General features: G+C 72.2%; 16 protein-coding genes. 11 read left to right on the plus strand and 5 right to left on the minus strand.

All coding sequences use genetic code 11. The annotated features are described in order from the left end of the window. Positions 1-60 precede the first annotated feature (60 nt). Positions 61-984: an aminoglycoside phosphotransferase family protein gene (locus ACIQTP_RS13595; RefSeq protein ID WP_403399426.1), complete on the plus strand. Its 924-nt coding sequence runs from the start codon at positions 61-63 to the stop codon at positions 982-984. Positions 985-1,011: 27 nt separating this feature from the next. Here ACIQTP_RS13595 and treZ read toward each other — a convergent pair whose 3' ends face one another. Next, positions 1,012-2,757 carry a malto-oligosyltrehalose trehalohydrolase gene (gene treZ / locus ACIQTP_RS13600; RefSeq protein ID WP_403399428.1) on the minus strand — a complete coding sequence of 582 codons (1,746 nt, stop codon included), beginning with the start codon at positions 2,755-2,757 and terminating at the stop codon, positions 1,012-1,014. Between the two features lie 262 nt (positions 2,758-3,019). Here treZ and ACIQTP_RS13605 point away from each other — a divergent pair, with 262 nt between their 5' ends. The 3 genes from ACIQTP_RS13605 to ACIQTP_RS13615 all read left to right on the plus strand — a co-directional run bounded on the left by ACIQTP_RS13605 (position 3,020) and on the right by ACIQTP_RS13615 (position 5,525). Beyond that, the gene (locus ACIQTP_RS13605) at positions 3,020-3,571 is read left to right on the plus strand and encodes an FHA domain-containing protein (protein WP_403399431.1); all 552 of its coding nucleotides are present in this window, start codon (positions 3,020-3,022) and stop codon (positions 3,569-3,571) included. Positions 3,572-3,744: 173 nt separating this feature from the next. After that, the gene (locus tag ACIQTP_RS13610; protein ID WP_403399433.1) at positions 3,745-5,112 is read left to right on the plus strand and encodes a M14 family zinc carboxypeptidase; all 1,368 of its coding nucleotides are present in this window, start codon (positions 3,745-3,747) and stop codon (positions 5,110-5,112) included. Continuing rightward, positions 5,109-5,525, plus strand: coding sequence for an SSI family serine proteinase inhibitor (locus ACIQTP_RS13615; protein WP_403399435.1), 417 nt, complete (start codon positions 5,109-5,111; stop codon positions 5,523-5,525). Before ACIQTP_RS13610 ends, ACIQTP_RS13615 begins: the two co-directional genes overlap by 4 nt. Positions 5,526-5,533: 8 nt before the next feature. Here the strand turns inward: ACIQTP_RS13615 and ACIQTP_RS13620 are convergent, their stop codons facing one another. Further along, the gene (locus tag ACIQTP_RS13620; protein ID WP_403399437.1) at positions 5,534-6,784 is read right to left on the minus strand and encodes a M14 family zinc carboxypeptidase; all 1,251 of its coding nucleotides are present in this window, start codon (positions 6,782-6,784) and stop codon (positions 5,534-5,536) included. Positions 6,785-7,232: 448 nt separating this feature from the next. Here ACIQTP_RS13620 and ACIQTP_RS13625 point away from each other — a divergent pair, with 448 nt between their 5' ends. Continuing rightward, entirely contained in the window at positions 7,233-8,471 is a 1,239-nt protein-coding gene (locus tag ACIQTP_RS13625; protein ID WP_403399440.1) for a cytochrome P450, read from the plus strand. On the opposite strand, the gene treY is transcribed toward ACIQTP_RS13625, so the two are convergent. Both treY and glgX read right to left on the minus strand, forming a co-directional pair. Continuing rightward, positions 8,431-10,836: a malto-oligosyltrehalose synthase gene (treY, locus tag ACIQTP_RS13630; protein WP_403399442.1), complete on the minus strand. Its 2,406-nt coding sequence runs from the start codon at positions 10,834-10,836 to the stop codon at positions 8,431-8,433. The two genes, ACIQTP_RS13625 and treY, sit on opposite strands and share 41 nt — an antisense overlap. A 60-nt stretch (positions 10,837-10,896) precedes the next feature. Continuing rightward, a complete protein-coding gene (gene glgX / locus ACIQTP_RS13635; protein WP_402038320.1) occupies positions 10,897-13,005 on the minus strand; it encodes a glycogen debranching protein GlgX in 2,109 nt (702 codons plus the stop codon). A gap of 178 nt (positions 13,006-13,183) precedes the next feature. On the opposite strand from glgX, the gene ACIQTP_RS13640 reads away from it, so the two are divergent. The 4 genes from ACIQTP_RS13640 (at position 13,184) to ACIQTP_RS13655 (ending at position 17,627) form a co-directional block, all read left to right on the plus strand. Then, a complete protein-coding gene (locus ACIQTP_RS13640; protein WP_403399445.1) occupies positions 13,184-14,005 on the plus strand; it encodes a Tat pathway signal sequence domain protein in 822 nt (273 codons plus the stop codon). Between the two features lie 96 nt (positions 14,006-14,101). Beyond that, positions 14,102-15,421, plus strand: a complete 1,320-nt coding sequence (locus ACIQTP_RS13645) for a copper amine oxidase (protein WP_403399447.1) — start codon at positions 14,102-14,104, stop codon at positions 15,419-15,421. 114 nt (positions 15,422-15,535) lie between these two features. Continuing rightward, on the plus strand, positions 15,536-16,774 hold the full coding sequence (locus ACIQTP_RS13650; protein ID WP_402038313.1) for an SAV2148 family HEPN domain-containing protein: 1,239 nt from the start codon (positions 15,536-15,538) through the stop codon (positions 16,772-16,774). 130 nt (positions 16,775-16,904) lie between these two features. Further along, positions 16,905-17,627 carry a 3'-5' exonuclease gene (locus ACIQTP_RS13655; protein WP_403399449.1) on the plus strand — a complete coding sequence of 241 codons (723 nt, stop codon included), beginning with the start codon at positions 16,905-16,907 and terminating at the stop codon, positions 17,625-17,627. Between the two features lie 33 nt (positions 17,628-17,660). On the opposite strand, the gene ACIQTP_RS13660 is transcribed toward ACIQTP_RS13655, so the two are convergent. Continuing rightward, the gene (locus ACIQTP_RS13660) at positions 17,661-18,524 is read right to left on the minus strand and encodes a phosphotransferase enzyme family protein (protein ID WP_403399834.1); all 864 of its coding nucleotides are present in this window, start codon (positions 18,522-18,524) and stop codon (positions 17,661-17,663) included. A gap of 214 nt (positions 18,525-18,738) precedes the next feature. On the opposite strand from ACIQTP_RS13660, the gene ACIQTP_RS13665 reads away from it, so the two are divergent. Together ACIQTP_RS13665 and ACIQTP_RS13670 are read left to right on the plus strand one after the other, a co-directional pair. Beyond that, positions 18,739-19,674: a carbohydrate ABC transporter permease gene (locus ACIQTP_RS13665; protein WP_403399452.1), complete on the plus strand. Its 936-nt coding sequence runs from the start codon at positions 18,739-18,741 to the stop codon at positions 19,672-19,674. After that, entirely contained in the window at positions 19,671-20,504 is an 834-nt protein-coding gene (locus tag ACIQTP_RS13670) for a carbohydrate ABC transporter permease (RefSeq protein ID WP_403399453.1), read from the plus strand. The genes ACIQTP_RS13665 and ACIQTP_RS13670 overlap by 4 nt, the downstream gene beginning before the upstream one ends. Positions 20,505-20,545: the final 41 nt, after the last annotated feature.

The raw sequence follows: 20,545 nt of genomic DNA on the forward strand, positions 1-20,545 counted from the left end.
CCAGGAGTACTCCCCAGGGACTCCCGGCAGTCCAAGGCCCCCGACGGCAACGGCGCGACCATGACCCAGGCACCGACCGCGGACACCGTCCGCCGACTGGTCCGTTCGCTGCTCGCCGACAGCGAGGCGGCGGGCGCGGGCCCCGACGTCCGGCCCGTCACCGAGGGCGGTGAGCACTCCACCTGGTGGATCGGCACCCGCCATGTGCTGAGGCTCGCCCCGGACCGCGAGACCGCCGTGCGCCGCCGCCGCGAGCTGCGGTTGCGCGACCTGGTCCGCCCGCTGGTCGGGGTCGCGGTGCCGACGAGCGTCGCGCACGGCGACTGGGCGGGCGGGCTGCCCTACACCCTGGACACCCGGCTGCCCGGCCGCTCCGGTGAGGCACGGGACGTCTCCGCGGTCGGGGAGGCGGACCTCGCGGGACTGCTCACGGGGCTGCGCGAGGTGCCCGTACGGCAGGCCGAGGCGCTCGGGGTGCCACGGGCCGCGCCCCGCTCCCTGGAGGAGCTGCGGACGGCCGCGGAGCGGGCCGCCGAGCGGCTCGCCGCCGCCGACGAGTTCGACCCCGGACGCCTCGCCCAGCTCACTCGGCCCGCCGCCGGTCAGCTGGCCGCGCAGACCGCGGCCGCCGTCCTCGTCCACCACGACCTCAAGGGCGAACACCTGGTGGTGAGCGCCGACGGGCGGGTGCGCGGCGTCCTCGGCTGGACCGACGCGGTCCTCGGGGACCCCGCCGAGGACATCGCCGGGCTCGCGATCGCCGTCGGCGCCCCCGCCGCCGTACGCGCCGCCACCCTCGCCGGCTACGGGGCCCGCCCCTGTCTGCGTGGCCTGTGGCTGTCGCGCTGCGACACGGTGATCCGCCTCGCCGAGCACCTCCGGGGCCGCGCCGAAGGCCCGCTCCCGCTGCTGCGGACCCAACTGGGCCGCGCCTGGGAGTCGATCCTCCTCGAACGGCTCACGGAACTGCCGGGCGACGGCTGAGCCCGGCCGCGCGAAGCCGCCCGGCGCTCACGCCTGCGTCAGCACCACACACGACTCGCCGGGCACGCTCAACACCCCGTCCGCGCCCGGCGCCTCGACCGGTTCCCACGCGGCCAGCACGCGCGCGTGGCGCAGCCCCAGCGGGATCGCGGCGGCCTCCTTGCCGAGGTTCACCGCCACCCGTACGTCCCCGCGCCGCAGGGCCAGCCAGCGGGCCTGGTCGTCGTAGGCGACCTTGACGGCGGCGAGATCGGGGTCCGCGAGGTCGGGCTGACGGTGGCGCAGGGCGATCAGGTCGCGGTACCAGGCCAGCACACGCGCGTGGAGTGCCTTTCCGGGCTGCGACCAGTCGAGGCAGGAGTGGTCGCGGGTCGCCGGGTCCTGCGGGTCGGGGACGTCCTCCTCGGCCCAGCCGTGGGCCGCGAACTCCCGCCGCCTGCCCCGCCGTACGGCCTGAGCGAGTTCGGGATCGGTGTGGTCGGTGAAGAACTGCCACGGGGTACCCGCCGCCCACTCCTCGCCCATGAACAGCATCGGGGTGAAGGGCCCGGTGAGCGTCAGCGCGGCCGCGCAGGCCAGCAGCCCGGGGGAGAGGGACGCCGACAGCCGGTCCCCCTGGGCGCGGTTGCCGATCTGGTCGTGGGTCTGGGAGTAGCCGAGCAGCCGGTGCGCCGAGACGCGCGTACGCTCCAGGGGGCGGCCGTGGCGGCGGCCGCGGAAGCTCGAGTACGTACCGTCGTGGAAGAAACCGGACGTCAGCGTCTTCGCGAGCGCCGCGAACGGGGACCGGGCGAAGTCCGCGTAGTAGGCCTGCTCCTCACCGGTCAGCGCGGTGTGCAGCGCGTGGTGGAAGTCGTCGTTCCACTGCGCGTGCAGCCCGAGACCGCCCTCCGCGCGCGCGGTGACGAGCCGCGGGTCGTTCAGATCCGACTCCGCGATCAGGAACAGCGGCCGGCCCAGGTCGTCGGCGAGGGCGTCCACGGCCGTCGACAGCTCCTCCAGGAAGTGCACCGCGCGCGTGTCCCGCAACGCGTGCACCGCGTCCAGGCGCAGCCCGTCCAGCCGGAAGTCCCGCAGCCAGGCCAGGGCGCTGTCGACGAGATACGCGCGCACCTCGTCCGAACCCGGTGCGTCCAGGTTCACCGCGGAGCCCCAGGGAGTCTGATGGGTGTCCGTGAAGTACGGTCCGAACGCGGGGAGGTGGTTGCCGGACGGCCCGAGGTGGTTGTGCACGACGTCGAGGACCACACCCAGGCCGAGTTCGTGCGCCCGGTCGACGAAACGCTTCAGCGCCTCCGGGCCGCCGTACGGCTCGTGCACGGCCCACAGGGAGACCCCCTCGTACCCCCAGCCGTGGCGCCCGGGGAACGGACACACCGGCATCAACTCGACGTGCGTGACACCCAGTTCAGCGAGGTGTTCGAGCCGCCCGGCGGCCGCGTCGAGCGTTCCTTCGGGGGTGTACGTCCCCACGTGCAGCTCGTAGAGGACCGCGCCCGGCAGCGGGCGCCCCGCCCACTCGGTGCGCCACGCGTACCGGGCCTGGTCGACCACCGCGCTCAGTCCGTCGGGGCCGTCCGGCTGCCGCCGCGAACGGGGATCGGGCAGCGCGGGGCCGTCGTCCACCGCGAACCCGTACCGCGTGCCGTCCTGCGCGTCCGCGTCGCCCGTCCACCATCCGGCGCGCTCCGGATCGCGCTCCAGCGCGCGCGTGGCGCCCGCGCAGTGGAGCGTCATCCGGCCGGCATCCGGTGCCCACACCTCGAACCGCACAGACGGTTCCCCCTTGTCCGCTCTCTGTTGTCCGTTGTCCGTTGTGCGCTGTCCGCTCTTCGTGACAGAGCGCGACGTGATTGACGCAACCTGTCGTGACGTAGCACGTCCATGGTGCTTCACACGAGATCAATTCGCTTTCGAATCCACCCTTTTGCCGCGTGTTTGCCACGTGATGGACGCAGGGGGCCCACCTGTCGGCGGCGGCGGCCTTTTCCGGGTCTTCTGGACACCCCGCTCCTACTGACCGACAATCACCTCCGTGACGTCGTCTTTCGAGTTCCACACGTACCCCGCGCGGCTGTCCGACGCGGAGCGCGACCGGGCGCTGAAGGCGCTCAGTGACGGCGTCGCCCTCGGGCGCCTCTCGCACGACACGTTCGTCCGCCGGATGGAACTGGCGCTTGCCGCCCGCCGCTCCGACGAACTCGACGTGCTCATCGCCGACCTGCCCACCGAGGCACGCTGGTCCAAACTGGTGTTCGGCACCGTCGAGGCGATCTCCGGCTTCACCGTACGACTGCGCACGGCCTGGCAGGCCGAGCGGCTCCCCAAGCTGCTGCTGCCCCATCCGGGCAACAGCTACCCCCTGCGGATCGGCCGCGACCCCGCGAGCGGACTGCGGCTCAACCACGAGACGGTCTCCCGCGTCCACGCCGAACTGAGCCGCCAGGGTGGCCTGTGGGTGCTGCGCGACCTCGGCTCGACCAACGGGACGACCGTCAACGGACGGCGGGTGATCAGCGCCGCCGTCGTCAAGGAGGGTGACCAGATCAGCTTCGGACGCATGTCCTTCCGCCTCTCGTCCTCCTGAACGACCGACCCGCCCCCGCGTGAGCGACCGACCCGCACCCGCGCGAGCCTTGGCCTCTGTTTCACTCAGCGATTTCCTCAAATTCCCTTACGTTCGACGGTGTTGACGTACCCCCACAGCCGTGACTGACTGTGCGTACACCATGTACATCAGGTGAATCGACGGCACCACATTTGTGGAGGTGTGCCCTGCCGCCACTCCTCCGCTACCCGACCGTGGACGAGCTGGGCGCCCGTGCGGCCGCGCTCGTCGCCCGCCGGCCGCGCGACGCCCGACTGCGCCGAGTGGGCACGTCACGGGCGGGCACCCCACTGTGGCTGCTGTCCGTCGGACACGGCAGCCGCCAGGCCCTCGTCGTCGCCGGACCCCACGCCAACGAACCCGTGGGCGGCGCCACGGCCCTGCGCCTGGCCGAACGGGCGCTCGCCGACCCCCGGCTCCGCGAGGGCGCCGACGCCACCTGGAACCTGCTGCTCTGCCTCGACCCCGACGGCGCCCGCCGCAACGAGGCCTGGCTGTCCGGCCCGTACACCCTCGGCCACTACTTCCGGAACTTCTTTCGCCCCGGCTTCCTCGAACAGCCCGAGTGGCTGCCCGAGGGCGCGGCCGGCGCCACCCTCCCCGAGACCCGCGCCCTCCTCGACCTCCAGGACGAACTGCGGCCGGTCTTCCAGTGCTCCCTGCACGGCGTCGACGTCGGCGGCGCCTTCGTCGAACTGACCCACGAGCTGCCAGGACTCGCCCAGCGCGTCGCCCACACCGCGGCCCGCCTCGGCATCCCGCGCGAACTCGGGCCCTACGACACCCTGTACTGGCCGAGGCTCGGCCCCGCCGTCTACCGCATCCCGCCGCCACACCCCGGCGACCTGGCCGCCGCCATCACCGAGGCCGCCGTCGAGTCCACCTGGTTCCACCCGCACCGCTACGGCACCGTCACCGCCGTCGTCGAGGCCCCCATGTGGGGCGTGGCGGCCGTGGAGGACGCCACCCGGCCCGTCGGCGCCGACGCCGTGCTGCGCTCCGTCAGCCACACGCTGCGGCACGACACGCGGCTCCTGGAAGGCATCCTCGGGCGGATCCGCCCCGGCCTCGACGCCTCCCCGGACGCGGGCCGCCTCCTCGCACCCGTCGACGACTATTTACTCGTCGGCCCCGGCCTCGCCGACTCCTGGGACCCCGACCTGCACGACGCCGGGGCGCGCCCCCTGCCACCGCTCGACACCGCGCGCCTGACCGCCCTGCGCCTCGCCGGACGCCGGGTCGCCCTGCGCACGGCCGGGCTGCTGCACCAGCTCGTGACCGGATCCGGGCACGACCCGAGCGGGGCGCTGCCGGAGCTCGACCGGCTGATCGACGCATGGTGCGCCGACTACCGTGAGGGCTGCGGGGCGCGCTGGATCCCGGTCGCCCGCCAGGTCGAGTACCAGGCGCGCGTGGTGATCGCCGCGTTCGAACTCGCCGGGCGGTACGCGCCCGTGCGCTCGCATTCGGGTGAGACGGGCTGGGGTTCGCAGGCCGCGCTGCCGATGCACCGGGAATGACGAGAAACATCCACGCGGTGGGCAACGCCCTCCTCGCGACTGTCGTCCTGCTCACCCTGGGCGCGACCCCGGCCCGGGCGGCGCCCCGCGAGACGCTCCCCGGCAACTGGCTCTACCTCACCCTCACCACCGGCGACGCCCACTCCAGCAGCACCCGCGGCGCGCTCCTGCTCTGCGACCCGCCCCAGGGTCACGCCCACGCGGCCGAGGCCTGCGCCGAACTCGCCACCGCCGCGGGAGACATCTCCCGGATCCCGCCCAGGCCCGACACCATCTGTTCGATGATCTACGCCCCGGTCACCGCCTCCGCGCATGGGGAGTGGGAGGGGCGGCAGGTGACGTACTCGCACACATTCTCGAACTCGTGTGTGATGGGGGCCGAGACGGGGGCGGTGTTCGCGTTGTCGGACTGATCCCGGTGTCAGGCGGCGCCGTCCCGCGCGTGCCGCGCCGCCGCGACCACCGTGCGGGACTGGTGCTCGACCTGGTGCTCCAGGGGAACCCAGCGGGCGCGGAACCGTTCGGCGAAGGCGTCGCTCCAGGCGGCGACCAGGTGCTCGAGGCGCGGCGCCGCCCGGTCGTCGGCCTCTTGGAGGACCCGCAGCAGCATCGCGGCGGCCCGTAGGGGGAGCCGGCGCCCGAACGCGTCGACACTGCCGACGTACGCCATCGTCGGATCGGCGGGCGGCGTCCGCACCCAGTCGTGGGCCAGGCCCGGCACCAGCTCCAGTGCCCACTTCGCGGCGCGCAGGAGGGGCCCGTCGGGGCCGGGGAGCCTCGGCAGGACCTCCGTGAGCACCGTCTGCACCTGGAGCGCGTCGCGCAGCAGCCGGTGTGCCAGGCGTCGCATCGCCGCGTCCGGTGCGGGATGCGGCGCCGGGTCGTCCACGAGGTCGCTGGCCCACATCGGCACCTCGACGACCGCGGTCAGACCGCCGTACTGGTGGGTGTGGTACCAGGTGCTGTGCCGGGCGTCGTCGGGCATGCTCGGGTACGCCGCGTCCGAGCCGGGCGCCGGCATCACATGCACCCCGGGTCCGGAAGCGGGCCAGCCGGCGGCGTCCGAGGCGCCCGTCTCCACGGGGATGTGCAGTTCCGCCGCGGACTTGGCGAAGGGTTCGGCGAGGCCCGGTATGTCCTTGGTCAACTGCACCCAGCTGCCGCCGAGATCGGTGCCGTGCAGGGTCACCTGGAGGTAGGGCCGCAGCTCGTCGATGACCCGGGTGAGGGCGCGGGTCTCCGGGGGCAGCCGGTCGGGCGGCAGGACGGAGGGCGACCACTCGGGCTGCTCGGGGCCGGCCGGACGGAAGAACCCGAGGTGGTAGTCGAACAGGGTGCGCGGGGCCGGTGTGACATGGAGGCTCGCGCCGTCCGGGTCCGCGCAGAGGAGGAAGTGCCAGGAGGTGTCGGCCCTCAACTCCCGCTCGTGCAGTACACGTTCGGCCAGGGCCTGGAGCGTCGAGCCGCCGGTCGGCTCGTTCGCGTGGGCGCCCGCCACGACGAGGACCGCGCGCTCGGCGTGACCGACGGACAGCAGATGGAGGGGTCTGCCCGCGCGCGAGACGCCGATCTGTCTGAGGGCGCACAGCCCGGGACGGTGAGCCGCCAACGTCCGGGCGGACGAGACGATTTCGGTCACACTGGGGTAGCGCAACTGCGGCAGGAGACTCACCCCCGACTTGTCCGGCCTGCGTCGCTTTCCGCAGTACTCCACGGTCTGGGGGAACTGTCAAGCAGAAGGCGGGGCGGCGGCGCGGGGCGCCAGGTGGCATTGATCTCCGCCAGGACGGCCGGGCAGCGCCGGAAGAGGCGTACCCGGCGCCGCTCGTGCCCGCCCGAGGGCCGGGGCCGACCTCAGGAGTACCGGCGCGGCCCGCGCGTCGTCGCCCGCCCCACACGCCGTCCCTGCGGGGCGAACCCGGGGAGCGTGCGCGGTCGCGAGCCGGCCCCCGGGACAGAGCTCCGGCGCGCGGTGTAGCCGCCCGGGCCTTTGACGAGCCGACGAGCTCCGGGGTCACCCATACGGGCGTACGAGGACTGCGGTCCGGGGGCCGCGGTGGTCCGCTGGGAACGACCACGTGCCGCTCCCCGGCGCGCAGACCCGAGGTGGGAGGCCCGCGGTGTTGTGTCCTCATGGCCTTCCCGCCGAAGGCGCTTCGATCGCGCCCACCGCTGTGGTCACACCCGCCGCTCCGGTCACGCCCATCGCCCGGGTCACTCCGGTCACGCCGCTCGCGACATCGACACGACCGCCCGTCGTACGAGGGCTGCCCGACCCCCCTAGCCTGCTCACCCCCGGCATCGAACGCGACCCGTACCCGCTGTACCGCACCCTGCGCCAGAAGTTCCCGCTCGTGTACGACCGGCCGTTCGGCGCGTGGCTGGTCAGCCGGTACGCCGATGTGCGCGCCGCCCTCGCCGACCCCCGGCTCGTCGCCCCGCCGCCCGGACGCACCCTGGCCCACCTGGAGGGCGGCACGCACAGCGCGCACCGTGCGCTCGTCTCACCGGCGTTCCGCGGACACGCCCTGACCGCGCTGACCGCCGGGGTCGAACGGACGGCGTACGTCCTCGCCCGCCGCCTCGCCGACCGCCAGGAGGCCGACCTCGTCGCCGAGTTCTGCCACTGGCTGCCCACCGCGGCGGCCGTGGCCGCGCTCGGGCTGCCGTACGAGGACACCGCGCGCGTGCACTCCTGGTGCCGCACGGGCCTCGACCACCTCGGCGGCCACCACCCCGAGCTCGACGCCTTCCTGCTCCCGTACATCGCCCGCCGGCGCGCCCACCCGGGCGACGATCTGCTCTCCGCGCTGTGCACGGCGCGGGCGGACGGACGCCCGCTGTCCGACGAGGCCGTGGCGGGGATCGCCGGGACGCTCCTGGGCGCGGGCGGCGAGGCGAGCGCGCACGCGCTGGCGTCGTTCCTCGCCAACCTCCTCGACCACCCCGGCCAACTGGCGCTGGTGCGCGCCCGCCCCGAGCTGACGGCCGGGGCCTGGGCCGAGTCGCTGCGCCGCGATCCCCCGCTGCACATCGTGCTGCGCCAGGCCGTCGAGCCGGTGGGCGCGGTATCCGTGGGTGCCACCGTGGCGTGTCTGCTGGGCGCCGCGGGCCGCGACCCGGCCCGGTTCGCCGACCCGGACCGCTACGACGTCTTCCGGCCCGACCCCGGGCAGCTCGCGTACGGCTCCGGACGGCACTTCTGCCCCGGCGCGCTGCTAGCCCGGCTCACCGCGGAACACGGCCTGCACGCCCTGCTCGCCGCCCTCCCGGAGCTGCGCAGGTCCCCGGGCTTTTGCCCCGTCGCGGACGGCCTGATCAGCCGCTCTCCCCGGAGCCTGCTGGTCCGCCTGCGCTGACCCGCTCCAGAAGGACCACCGGCAACCGCTCGAAAAGCTCCGCCACACGCGTGTGCCCCGTGAACTCCCGCTCCGGGGCGAGCACGTCCGCCCACCGCCCGTCGGGGAGCGCGAGCCGGGTGTCGCGCCAGCCGCCCGCCTCCGCCAGGCGCAGCGAAAGCCGGGTGACGGCGGAAATCACCTCCCCGGAGCGGACGAACGCCGCGCAGTGCGCGGCGCCCGGCCCCGCCGCCGCCAGTGGCACGTACGTCGCCGCGTCGCCGAAGACCTCGGGGCGCCGCGCGCGCAGCCGCAGCGCCGCCGTGGTGAGCGCGGTCTTCGCCGAAGCCTGCTCCAGGGGCGTGAACGGCTCGCGGTTGTCGGGGTCCACCAGCGCCAGGTACTCGCCCTCGGTGCCCTGGTAGACGTCGGGTACCCCGGGCATCGTCAGCTGGACCAGAGCGGCCCCCAGGACGTTCGCCCGGACGTGCGGGGCGAGCGAGGCCCGGAAGTCCGCCACGGGCCGCCCGAGCGGCCCGCAGGGGCCCGCCGCGACGAAGGACGCCACCGACTCCTCGTACGCGGGGTTCTGCTCGGTCCAGGAGGTGTGCAGCCCGGCCTCCCGGACGTGCTTGAGCAGTGCCCCCTGGACGCGGTCCGCGTCGGCCGGACCCAGCCCGAACACCGTCTGCCACGCGGCCCACGCCAGCTGGGGGTCGGGTACGCCCGTCGCCCCCTCGCGGGTCACCTCGGCCAGCACGTCCGCCCATCGCTCGGGGCACTGGGTGAGCACCGAGAGGGCGGCGCGGACGTCCGCGCTGCGTTTGGTGTCGTGGGTCGACAGGGCGGTGCCGGTGGCGGGCCAGTCGCGCTGCACGCGCGCGCAGTAGGCGTGGAAGTCCTCCGGGGACACGGCCGGAGCGCCCGGGTTCCCGCCCACCTCGTTGGCCGACATCAGGGGCACATAGCGGTAGAACGCGGTGTCCTCCACGGACTTCGCCCGCAGCGCGGACGAGGTCTGCGCGAACCGGGCCCGGAACTCCGCCCGCTCGGGCCCGTCACCGGCCCGCCCGAGCAGCAGGTCCCGTACGGCGTCCACGGCGTGCGCCTCCTCCGGCACCGTGAAGACCGCCCGGGCCTCTTCGGCGGCCTCCTCCGTCACGACCAGGGAGGCGTCCGTGGACGGATACGGCCGGTACACCTCGACGCGCACCAGGAGCTCCCGCAGCGCGGTGCCCAGGGTCCACGGGGCGTGATCGCGCAGTGCCGGATCGGGGGAGGCGGCGCACAGCCGGCTCGCCACGCGCGTGAGGCGGTCGAACTCCGTGGCCAGCTCGTGCGTGATCACCTTGTACGCCGCCCGGCGCACCGTCGCCTCCCAGCGGCCGCCCCGATCGGTCTGAGGGGCCGCGAACCGCCGGTACTGGCCGAGGAGTTCCCCCGCGCCCGCCGGGTCCGTGAAGAGGCCGTCGACGTGCCGCAGGGCGTCGTAGCCCGTGGTGCCCGCGACGGGCCAGGCGGCGGGCAGCGGCTCGCCGTCCGCGAGGATCTTCTCGACCACCGTCCAACGCCCGCCGGTCGCCTCGTGGAGGCGGCGCAGATAGGCGTCCGGGTCCGCCAGACCGTCCGGGTGGTCGATGCGCAGTCCCTCGACCACCCCCTCGTCCAGCAGCTCCAGGATCTTCGCGTGGGTCGCCGTGAACACCTCCGGGTCCTCGACCCGCACCCCGATGAGCTCCGAAATGCTGAAGAAGCGCCGGTAGTTGAGGTCGGTGCGGGCCAGCCGCCACCAGGCCGGCCGGTACCACTGCGCGTCGAGGAGCTCCGGCAGCGGCAGAGCGGCGGTGCCCTCGCGCAGCGGAAACACGTGGTCGTAGTAGCGCAGTACGTCGCCGTCCACCTTCAGGTGGCCGATCTCCGAGCCGAGCCGGCCCCCGAGCACCGGCAGCAGCAGCCGGCCGCCCCCGGCGTCCCAGTCGATGTCGAACCAGCGCGCGTACGGCGACTCGGGGCCCTCGCGCAGCACCTCCCACAGGGCGTGGTTGTGGCGCGGGGCCATCGCCATGTGGTTCGGCACGATGTCCACGACCAGGCCGAGCCCGTGCTCCCGTGCCGTGCGGGCGAGGGAGCGCAGCCCGTCCTCGCCGCCCAGTTCACCCCGTACTCGCGCGTGGTCCACCACGTCGTAGCCGTGCGTCGAGCCGGGGACCGACTCCAGGACGGGGGACAGGTGCAGATGGGAGACGCCGAGCGAGGCCAGGTACGGCACGGCGGCCTCGGCGGCCCCGAAGGGGAACTCCGGCTGCAGCTGCAGCCGGTAGGTGGCGGTGGGCGCAGCGGGTACCACCGGGGCCGGGATCTCCCGTTCGGGACGCTCAGGTGTCATGGAGACCTACGTACCCGCCTCGCCCTCTTTCGTGTCATCGACGTACGCCCGAATGACCGGCTACGCGGGCCGTTGCAGCACGGTCAGGCTCCGGTCGAGCAGGGTCAGCCGGTCACCGGCCTGGACCTTCGCACCCGTGCCCGGCGTCACCCCGTCCGGGAGGGCCGTGTCGACGACCACCTGCCACTGCCGCCCGTGGTTGACCGGAACCACGAACTCCAGCGGCTTGGGCGAGGCGTTGAACATCAGCAGGAAGGAGTCGTCGGCGATGTGCTCGCCGCGCGGGCCCGGCTCGGAGATCGCGTTGCCGTTGAGGAAGACCGACAGCGCCTGCGCCTGCGTGGACCCCCAGTCGCGCTGGGTCATCTCGGTGCCCGCCGGGGTGAACCACGCGATGTCGGACAGCTCGTCGTGGGTGCCCTGGACGGGGCGGCCGTGGAAGAACCGGCGCCGCCGGAAGACGGGGTGGTCGCGGCGCAGCCACACCATCGCGCGCGTGAAGTCCAGCAGCTCGCCGCCGTCCTCGGGCCACGGCACCCAGGACAGCTCGCTGTCCTGGCAGTAGGCGTTGTTGTTGCCGTTCTGGGTGCGCGCGAACTCGTCGCCGTGGCTGAGCATCGGCACACCCTGGGAGAGCATCAGCGTCGCGATGAAGTTGCGCTTCTGACGGGCCCGCAGCGCGAGTACGGCCTCGTCGTCGGTGTCGCCCTCGGCGCCGCAGTTCCAGGACCGGTTGTGGCTCTCGCCGTCGCGGTTGTCCTCGCCGTTGGCCTGGTTGTGCTTGTTGTTGTAGGAGACGAGGTCGTTCAGCGTGAACCCGTCATGGCAAGTGACGAAGTTGATGGAGGCGAGCGGACGGCGGCCGTCGTCCTGGTAGAGGTCGGAGGAGCCGGTCAGACGGGAGGCGAACTCCGCCAGCGTGCGCGGCTCGCCGCGCCACAGGTCCCTTACGGTGTCGCGGTACTTGCCGTTCCACTCGGTCCACAGCGGCGGGAAGTTGCCCACCTGGTAGCCGCCCTCGCCGACGTCCCAGGGCTCGGCGATCAGCTTCACCTGGGAGACCACCGGATCCTGCTGCACCAGGTCGAAGAACGACGACAGCCGGTCCACCTCGTGGAACTGGCGGGCCAGCGTGGCCGCGAGGTCGAAGCGGAAGCCGTCGACGTGCATCTCGGTGACCCAGTAGCGCAGCGAGTCCATGATCAGCTGGAGCACGTGCGGGGAGCGCATGAGGAGCGAGTTGCCGGTCCCCGTGGTGTCCATGTAGTAGCGGGGGTCGTCCGCGAGGCGGTAGTACGAGGCGTTGTCGAGGCCCCTGAAGGACAGCGTCGGGCCCAGGTGGTTGCCCTCGGCGGTGTGGTTGTAGACCACGTCCAGGATGACCTCGATCCCGGCCTCGTGCAGCGCCCGGACCGCCGACTTGAACTCCAGGACCTGCTGGCCGCGGTCGCCCCAGGACGCGTAGGTGTTGTGCGGGGCGAAGAAGCCGATCGTGTTGTAGCCCCAGTAGTTGTCGAGGCCCATCTCCACCAGCCGGTGGTCGTTCACGAACTGGTGTACGGGCATCAGCTCCAGCGCCGTGACGCCCAGCTCCGTCAGGTGTTCGATGATCGCCGGGTGGGCGAGCGCCGCGTAGGTGCCGCGCAGTTCCTCGGGCAGCGCCGGATGCTGCATCGTCAGGCCCTTCACATGGGCCTCGTAGATCACCGTGTGGTGGTACTCGGTGCGCGGGCGCCGGTCGTCGCCCCAGTCGAAGTACGGGTTGACCACGACCGAGGTCATGGTGTGCGGCGCCGAGTCCAGGTCGTTGCGCTTGTCGGGCGCCCCGAACGGATAGCTGTACACCTCCTCGCCCCATTTGACCGAGCCGCTGATCGCACGCGCGTACGGATCGAGCAGCAGCTTCGCGGAGTTGACGCGCTGTCCGCGCTCGGGCGCGTACCGCCCGTGCACCCGGAACCCGTACCGCTGCCCGGGCATGATCCCGGGCAGATACGCGTGCCGTACGAACGCGTCGCTCTCGCGCAGTTCCACCGCCGTCTCCGAGCCGTCGTCCTGCAGCAGACACAGCTCGATCCGGTCGGCGGCCTCCGAGAAGACCGCGAAATTGGTACCGGCGCCGTCGTACGTGGCACCGAGTGGATATGCCTCACCAGGCCAGACCTGCATGGATATGACTCTTCCAGTAGTGCCGCGCCCCTGGGGGCAACTCGGAGTCGAGTCTCCCCGAAAGTGAGGGAACCTCATATGACTTATGTCCCTCTTACCCGCTGACCAGGCATACGTCGTATGCCGAACCAGTGGGGCTCAGATCACTCCTGGAGAAACAGAGGGAGTAGGGGGAAATGTGCGCAAGATAGTGCACCGCCATCTGGGAAAAGTGGTGGCGGGTGCGGCCATCGCGGTGGCCGGGACGGCCGTGATGGTCGGGATCACGCTTCCGGGCCTGGCGGGGGCCGATGAGAGCTCGGGCGGCCTGCAGGGCGGCAACCCGGCCGCGCGGCAGGCGGGACAACAGCAGGGGCAGGGACAGGCGGTCGTCGAGCCCGGTGTCGTCGAGCGGGCCCCGGCCGAGGGCGACAAGGGCACCGGCCGTGATCCGCTGACCGACGACGAGACCAGGCGGGTCGAACAGATCGCGCTGAACCGGCAGTTGTTCACCTCCGGCGAGAACGTCGAGGGGCAGCGCGGCCCGCAGCGCATCGGGGTCGACCTCGCCGACCCGGAGGAGAACGAACTCGACGACCCGAACGCGCCGCGCCGCGCGGACGTCACGTTCTACGACTACAAGGACGACACGCTCGTCACCAAGACGGTCAACCTCGACAGCGGGAAGGTCGAGCGGACGGACACCCAGCACGGTGTCCAGCCGCCCATCAGCCGCGACGAGATGGTCGAGGCCGCGAAACTGCTGATCGCCGACCCGCTCGGCGCCGGCCTGCGAGCCGACTACAAGGACGCCACCGGCAAGGAACTCACCTCGCCCGACCAGCTGACGCTGAACAGCATGGTCTACCGGGCGACCTCGGGCGCCCAGCCCGCCCTCCTCGCGCAGTGCGGCGAGCACCGTTGCGTGAGGCTGTTCCCGAAGGTCAGGAACGGGTCCTGGATCGATGCCCGTGCACTGGTGATCGACCTGAGCGCCCGCAAGGTCGGCAAGCTCGGCTGAGCGGCGACCGGCGCGCTCCGGGCGGCTGAGCCGCCTCCGTTCACTTTCCCAACGCACCTCCTTCTTCCACATGCTTTCGCAAGGAGTCTCTTCGTCATGCGCGTGAACAGAATCAGTCGTGCCCGCAGCCGGACGGCGGTCGGTCTCTCGGTGGCCGCACTCGCCGTCGGCGCGACGACGGCCGCAGGTCCGGCCGTCGCCCAGTCCAAGGCCGCGCCCGCCGCGGCCGCGAGCTGCAGCACGGCGTACAAGATCGAGCAGAAGCTCTCCACCGGCACCACCTGGCGCATGTGCTGGCACTACGAGAGCGAGGCCGGGCTCGTCCTGGAGAACATCTCGTACCAGCCCAAGGGCGAGGCCCAGCCGATCAAGGTCCTCACCAGTGCCAAGCTCGGCCAGATCCACGTCCCCTACGACGACGGCAAGGCCGAGTACGACGACCTCACGGGCGCCGGCTTCGGACAGGGCCTGATGAAGATGGCGCCCGGCGAGTGCCCCGGCGGCACCATCAAGACCGTGAAGATCCCCAACGCCTGGGACCCGCAGCACCCGAACGTCAACGGCCTGTGCACCACCACCCGTTCGCGTGGCCACGCCTACCGCATGGAGGCCGACACGGGCAACAAGGTCTACCAGACCCAGGGCAAGGACCTGCTGATCTACACCGTCAACAAGGTCGGCTGGTACGAGTACATCACCGAGTGGCGCTTCCAGGACGACGGCACCATCAACATGAACATCGGCGCCACCGGCAGCCTCTCGCCCGGCGACTACGACGCGGGCGACGGCCGCGGCTGGCCCATCGGCAAGGGCGCCAAGGCCTACGCCACCAGCCACAGCCACAACGTCTTCTGGCGGCTGGACTTCGGCCTCGACGGCTCCTCCAAGAACAAGGTCGAGCAGTACGACTCCGTGGTCAGCCCGCCCCGCAACGGCAACGAGGGCCCGACCAACAAGACCACCCGCACCAAGGTCACCAAGGAACTCGCGGGCGACGCCAAGAACATGCGCTGGTGGCGCGTCGTCAGCGACACCGGCAAGAACAAGGACGACCACGCCCGCAGTTACGAGATCGTCCCGGGTGCCACCACCAAGTACCTCGGCCGCCCCTTCACCAAGCACGACGTGTACTTCACCGAGTACAAGCAGTGCGAGCAGTTCGCCACGAACAATCTGCTCAACTGCGGTGCCGGAGCGGGCAAGTCCGTCGACACGTACGTCAACGGACAGACGCTCACCCACCCCATCGTGTGGGTCAATGTGGGCTTCCACCACATAGCGCGCGACGAGGACCAGCAGCCCATGCCGGTCCACTGGCAGGGGTTTTCCCTCGCTCCGCGTGACGTCACCGCTATGAATCCGCTCACTCCGCCGGAGCTCGCCAACCAGAACGGGCATGCGGAAAACGGTAGTTGAGAAACGACCTGTCCATCGGGCTGCACCGCCCGCCGCTCCCGGAGTACCCTTCCTTGATCGTTGAGTGGGGCTGACCCCACGGAAGAGCTCGGGGGAGCGGAAGGCGGTGCGCGGGTGGGCTCGGGAGGGCTGGAGTTGCCTCCTGGTGACGAGGGTCACGAGGGGAACTCCACAGATGTCCCACCCGGCGCGGTGTCCCTGGCGCGGCCGATGGAGATGGGATCCATTGGACCGGAACTGGACTGGGGCGCCGACGCCTGGCGTGAGGTGCGTACGCGTGCCCAGCGAGCCGGCCGTGCCTACATCTGGCTGAATCTGGTCGAACAGCGGCTGCGCGCGGTCGTGGCCGCTGTTCTGCGCCCCATCTACGAGCCCGTCCACGGCGACGACTGGGTGGTCGCCGCCGCCGGACCCGCCGGGCAGGAGTGGGTGCAGCGCGCGGTCGCCGTACGCGAGGTCAGCCGACGCAAGGGCTACTTGCTCGACCCGGCCGACGACAACGTGCTCAGCTTCCTCACCCTGCCGCAGCTGCGCGAGCTCATGGTGCAGCACTGGCCGTGCTTCGAGCCCTACTTCGACGAGCGCCGGGACGTCGAACTCGCGCTGGACGAACTGGAAGTCACCCGGAACGTGGTCTCCCGCAACCGGGCCCTGTCCGAGGCGGTCCTGGGACAGGCCGAGCGCGCCGCGGCGAAGCTCCTGGAGATCCTCGGCGCCGGCAGCGACGTGCCCTCCGCGCGCCGGCTGCCCGTCGACGCCGTCGAGGAGCTGGTCGGCGACCGGTACGCGGACGTGGTCGGCGTGCACTCCGACCGGGTGCGGCTGCTGCGCCAGTTCCCCGCCGAGGACCTCTTCGGCGGCGCCCGCCGCCTCGACGCCATCGGCATCGGCCTGAACCTGCTGGTGCAGAACTTCTCCGGGCGGCGGCTCGTACGCCTCGCCGAGTCGGGCTGCCGGGTGCGGCTGCTGTTCCTGAACCCGGCGTCCAGCGCGGTCAAACGGCGTGAGCGCGAACTCGGTCTCAAGCGCGGCGAGTTGAGCCGGGCCGTGGAGATGAACATCCTGCACATGCGACGGGTGCGGGCCCGCCTGCGCGACCCCGGCGCGTTCGAGATCCAGGTGTACGACGAGACGCCGCGCTTCACGGCGTACCTCGTCGACGGGGACGGCTCCGACGGCATCGCGATCGTGCAGTCGTATCTGCGCCGCGCCCGCGGTATGGAGGCACCGGTGCTGGTGCTGCGCGGCGGCGGCCGGGTGGTCAAACCGGACGAGATCGGCGAAGAGGGCCTGTTCCCCACATATCGCGAGGAGTTCGAGGTGGCTTGGGCGGATTCGCGTCCGGTGTCCTGAAGTGTCGCTCCGACCGGGGCCGTGACGTGGTGTCCGGGGCGGGAAGCGGAACGCGGTCCTCGGACTGTCAGTGGCTCGTGCGATCGTGGAGACCACTGGGGGAAAGCACCACGAAGAAGGGGGGCCGCCCATGGGCTGGCACCGGGAGCTGCTGATCGGCTTCGACCTGGAGACGACCGGGACCGATCCGCGCGAGGCGCGCATCGTCACGGGTGCCGTGATCGAGGTCAAGGACGGAGAGCCGATAGGGCGCCGTGAGTGGCTGGCCGATCCGGGCGTGGAGATTCCGGCGGACGCGGTGGCGGTGCACGGGATTTCCAACGAGCGGGCGGCCGCGGAGGGCAGGCCCGCCGACCAGGTCGCCGACGCGATCGCCGGCGTCCTCACCGGGTACTGGAAGAGCGGCGTCCCGGTCGTGGCGTACAACGCGGCCTTCGACCTGACCCTGCTCTCCGCCGAACTGCGCAGGTACGGGCTGCCGTCGCTGCGCGAGCGGCTCGGCGGGACCGACCCCGCGCCGGTCGTCGACCCGTACACGATCGACCGCTCCGTCGACCGCTACCGCCGAGGCAAGCGCAACCTCGAAGCGGTCTGCACGGAGTACGGCGTGTCGCTGGACGCCGCCCACGACGCCTCGGCCGACGCCCTGGCCGCGGCCAAGCTCGCCCGTGCGATAGCCGACCGCCACCCGAAGGTCGCGGCCCTCGGCCCGGCGGAGCTGCACCGCCGCCAGATCGAGTGGTACGCCGAGTGGGCGGCCGACTTCCAGAGCTTCCTGCGCCGCAAGGGGGAGACGGACGCGGTGATCGACGGGACCTGGCCGATGCGGGACCTGGCGGACCAGAAGGTCTGAGAGGACCCGCACTGCCGGGGAGCTCGGGAAGCGTCAGAACGGGTACCAGCGCACGGTCTCGTCCCCGTCCCGCAGCGACGCCACCCGTCGCTCGAACTCGGCCAGGGCCTTCGGGTTGCTCGGCGCGTGCTGGGCGACCCAGGCGCAGCTGGCGGTCTCGCGGGCGCCCCGGAGCACGGAGCAGCCTTCCCACGCGCGTACATCCCAGCCGTAGATCTCGGTGAAGGAGTCGTACGCGTCGGCGGGCAGCCCGTAGCGGTCGCGGGAGAGCGCCATGACCACCAGGTCGTGCTCGCGCAGATCGGCGGAGAAGGTCTCCAGGTCGACCAGGACCGGGCCGTCGGGGCCCACGTGCACATTGCGGGGGAGCGCGTCGCCGTGGATCGGGCCCGGCGGCAGGTGCGGGGTGAGCGCGGCCGCGGCGTCCGCGAAGCCGTCGCGCCGCGCCCGCAGATACGCCGCGTCCGCGGGGTCGATCGCATCGCCCGCGAGCCGCAGCCAGCGCTCCACCCCGCCCAGCAGCTCGCGGGGCGGCAGGGGGAAGGCGGGGGAGGGAAGTGTGTGCACCACCCGTAGCAGTTCGGCCAAATCCCGTGGCTCGGCGGGGCGTACGGGATCGGGCAGCCGGTGCCACAACGTCACCGGGTGACCGTCCACCAGCAGAGCCTGGGTCTCGGCCGCCCGCACCGCGGGGACGCCCGCCTCGGCGAGCCAGGCCGCGATGTCCAGTTCCCGCCGGGCGCGGTCGAGCAGTTCGGCATCGCGGCCCACCTTGACCACCAGGTCATCGGCGGCGAACACCGCGTTCTCGCCCAGGGCGAGCAGCGTCGCGTCCCGCGCCGGTCCGGGCAGCACCTCCGCCGCGGCCAGTACGTCCCGCGCCCGTGCCTCGTCCATCTTCGCCTCCGCGTCCTCGCGCACAGCCCGTGTACGACCCTCGTGTACGACCTTCGGGTAAGGCGTCAGGTTCCCGCCATCCGTCGGCCAGTGTCGCATTCGCACAGGTCGGACCGCGTGCGAGGTGTCTTGACGACCTCCATCTCGCTGAGGACCATGACGGGGGCCGCCGGGACGGCCAGACCGCCATGAGTCGCGCAAAGGAGCCGATTCCATGACATTGGCGAGCGCGACCAGGCGGCCGGCGACGCGCACGCCCGATGCGGGCGGGGGACGGCGCCGCGTCGACCACGGGGCCTGGTTCCTGGTGCTGCCCGCGCTGATCCCGATCCTGGTGCTCAGCGTCGGACCGCTGCTCTACGGCATCGCGCTGGCGTTCACCGACGCGCAGTCGGGCCGGACCGCGCCCACACGCTGGATCGGGGCGCTCAACTTCCAGGACCTGCTGCACGACACCCTGTTCTGGGACTCGTTCCGGATCGGACTGCTGTGGGCGGTCGGGGTGACCGTGCCGCAGTTCCTCCTCGCCCTGGGCCTCGCGCTTCTCCTCGACCAGGACCTCCGCCTGCGTCCGCTCGCCCGCGCCCTCGCGATCATTCCCTGGGCCATGCCCGAGGTCGTCGTCGGCATCATGTGGCGGCTCGTCTACAACCCCGACGCGGGCATCCTCAACGAGACCCTGCGCGACCTCGGCCTCGGCGACGGCCACGACTGGCTGAGCGGTCTCGGCACCGCCCTGCCCGCGGTGATCGTCGTCGGCGTCTGGGCGGGCATGCCACAGACCACGGTCGCGCTTCTGGCGGGGCTGCAGAACACCCCACGCGAACTCCACGAGGCGGCCGCGATGGACGGCGCGGGCGCCTGGCGCCGCTTCCTGACCGTCACCTGGCCCGCCCTGAGACCGGTCGCCCTCGCCATCACGGCGCTGAATTTTATCTGGAACTTCAATTCCTTCGCCCTGGTCTATGTGCTGACCAACGGCGGACCCGGCGGCCGGACCCGGCTCCCCATGCTCTTCGCCTACGAAGAGGCCTTCCGCTACGGGCAGTTCGGCTACGCGGCGGCCATGGGGTGCGTGATGGTCGCGGTGATCTCGGTGCTGCTCGCGATCCGGCTGGCAGGCCGGCTGAAGGGAGACGAGGACACGTGAGGACCCGCAAAGGGGCCCGCGCGGGCCAGTACCTCGCCCTGCTCGCCTATCTCGTCTTCCTGGCCTTCCCCTTCCTCTGGCTGATCTCCACCGCGTTCAAGCCCGCCCGCGAGCTGGCCAGTCTCCACCCCACCTGGATCCCCCGGAGCCCCACGCTCGCCAACTTCCGCCAGGCCTTCGACGAGCAGCCACTGCTGCACGCCGCGCTCAACTCCCTCCTCGCGGCCCTCGGCGCGGCGGTCGTCGCCGTACTGATCGCGACCCCCATGGCCTACGTCATGGCGCGCCACCGCACCCCGCTCGCCAAGGCCGCCACGGGGTGGGTGGTGGTCAGCCAGGCGTTCCCGTTCGTGCTCGTGATCATCCCGCTGTTCCTGGTCCTGAAGAACCTGCGGCTGATCGACTCGGTACCCGGGCTGATCATGGTCTACGTGGTGTGGGCGCTGCCGTTCGCGCTGTGGATGCTGGTGGGGTACGTACGGGCCGTGCCCGCCGAGCTGGAGGAGGCCGCGGCGGTCGACGGGGCGGGAAGGGCGCGGACGCTCCTCTCCGTCACCGCTCCGCTGCTCGCGCCCGGCATCGTGGCGACGGCGCTGTTCGCGTTCATCAGCACGTGGAACGAGTTCTTCTTCGCGCTCGTGCTGCTCAAGACCCCGGAGAAACAGACCCTCCCGGTCGTCCTCACGCACTTCATCGGGGCGGAGGGAGCCGCGGACCTCGGCCCGCTCGCCGCGGCGGCGACCCTCGCGACCCTGCCGTCCCTGGTCGTCTTCGCGATCATCCAGAAGCGGATCACGGGCGGCATGCTCGCCGGGGCGGTGAAGAGCTGATGCGGGGGAAGCCGATGCGTGGGAGGCCGGTGCGCGGGAAG

The organism is Streptomyces sp. NPDC090798 (assembly GCF_044768965.1).
GTDB lineage: Bacteria > Actinomycetota > Actinomycetes > Streptomycetales > Streptomycetaceae > Streptomyces.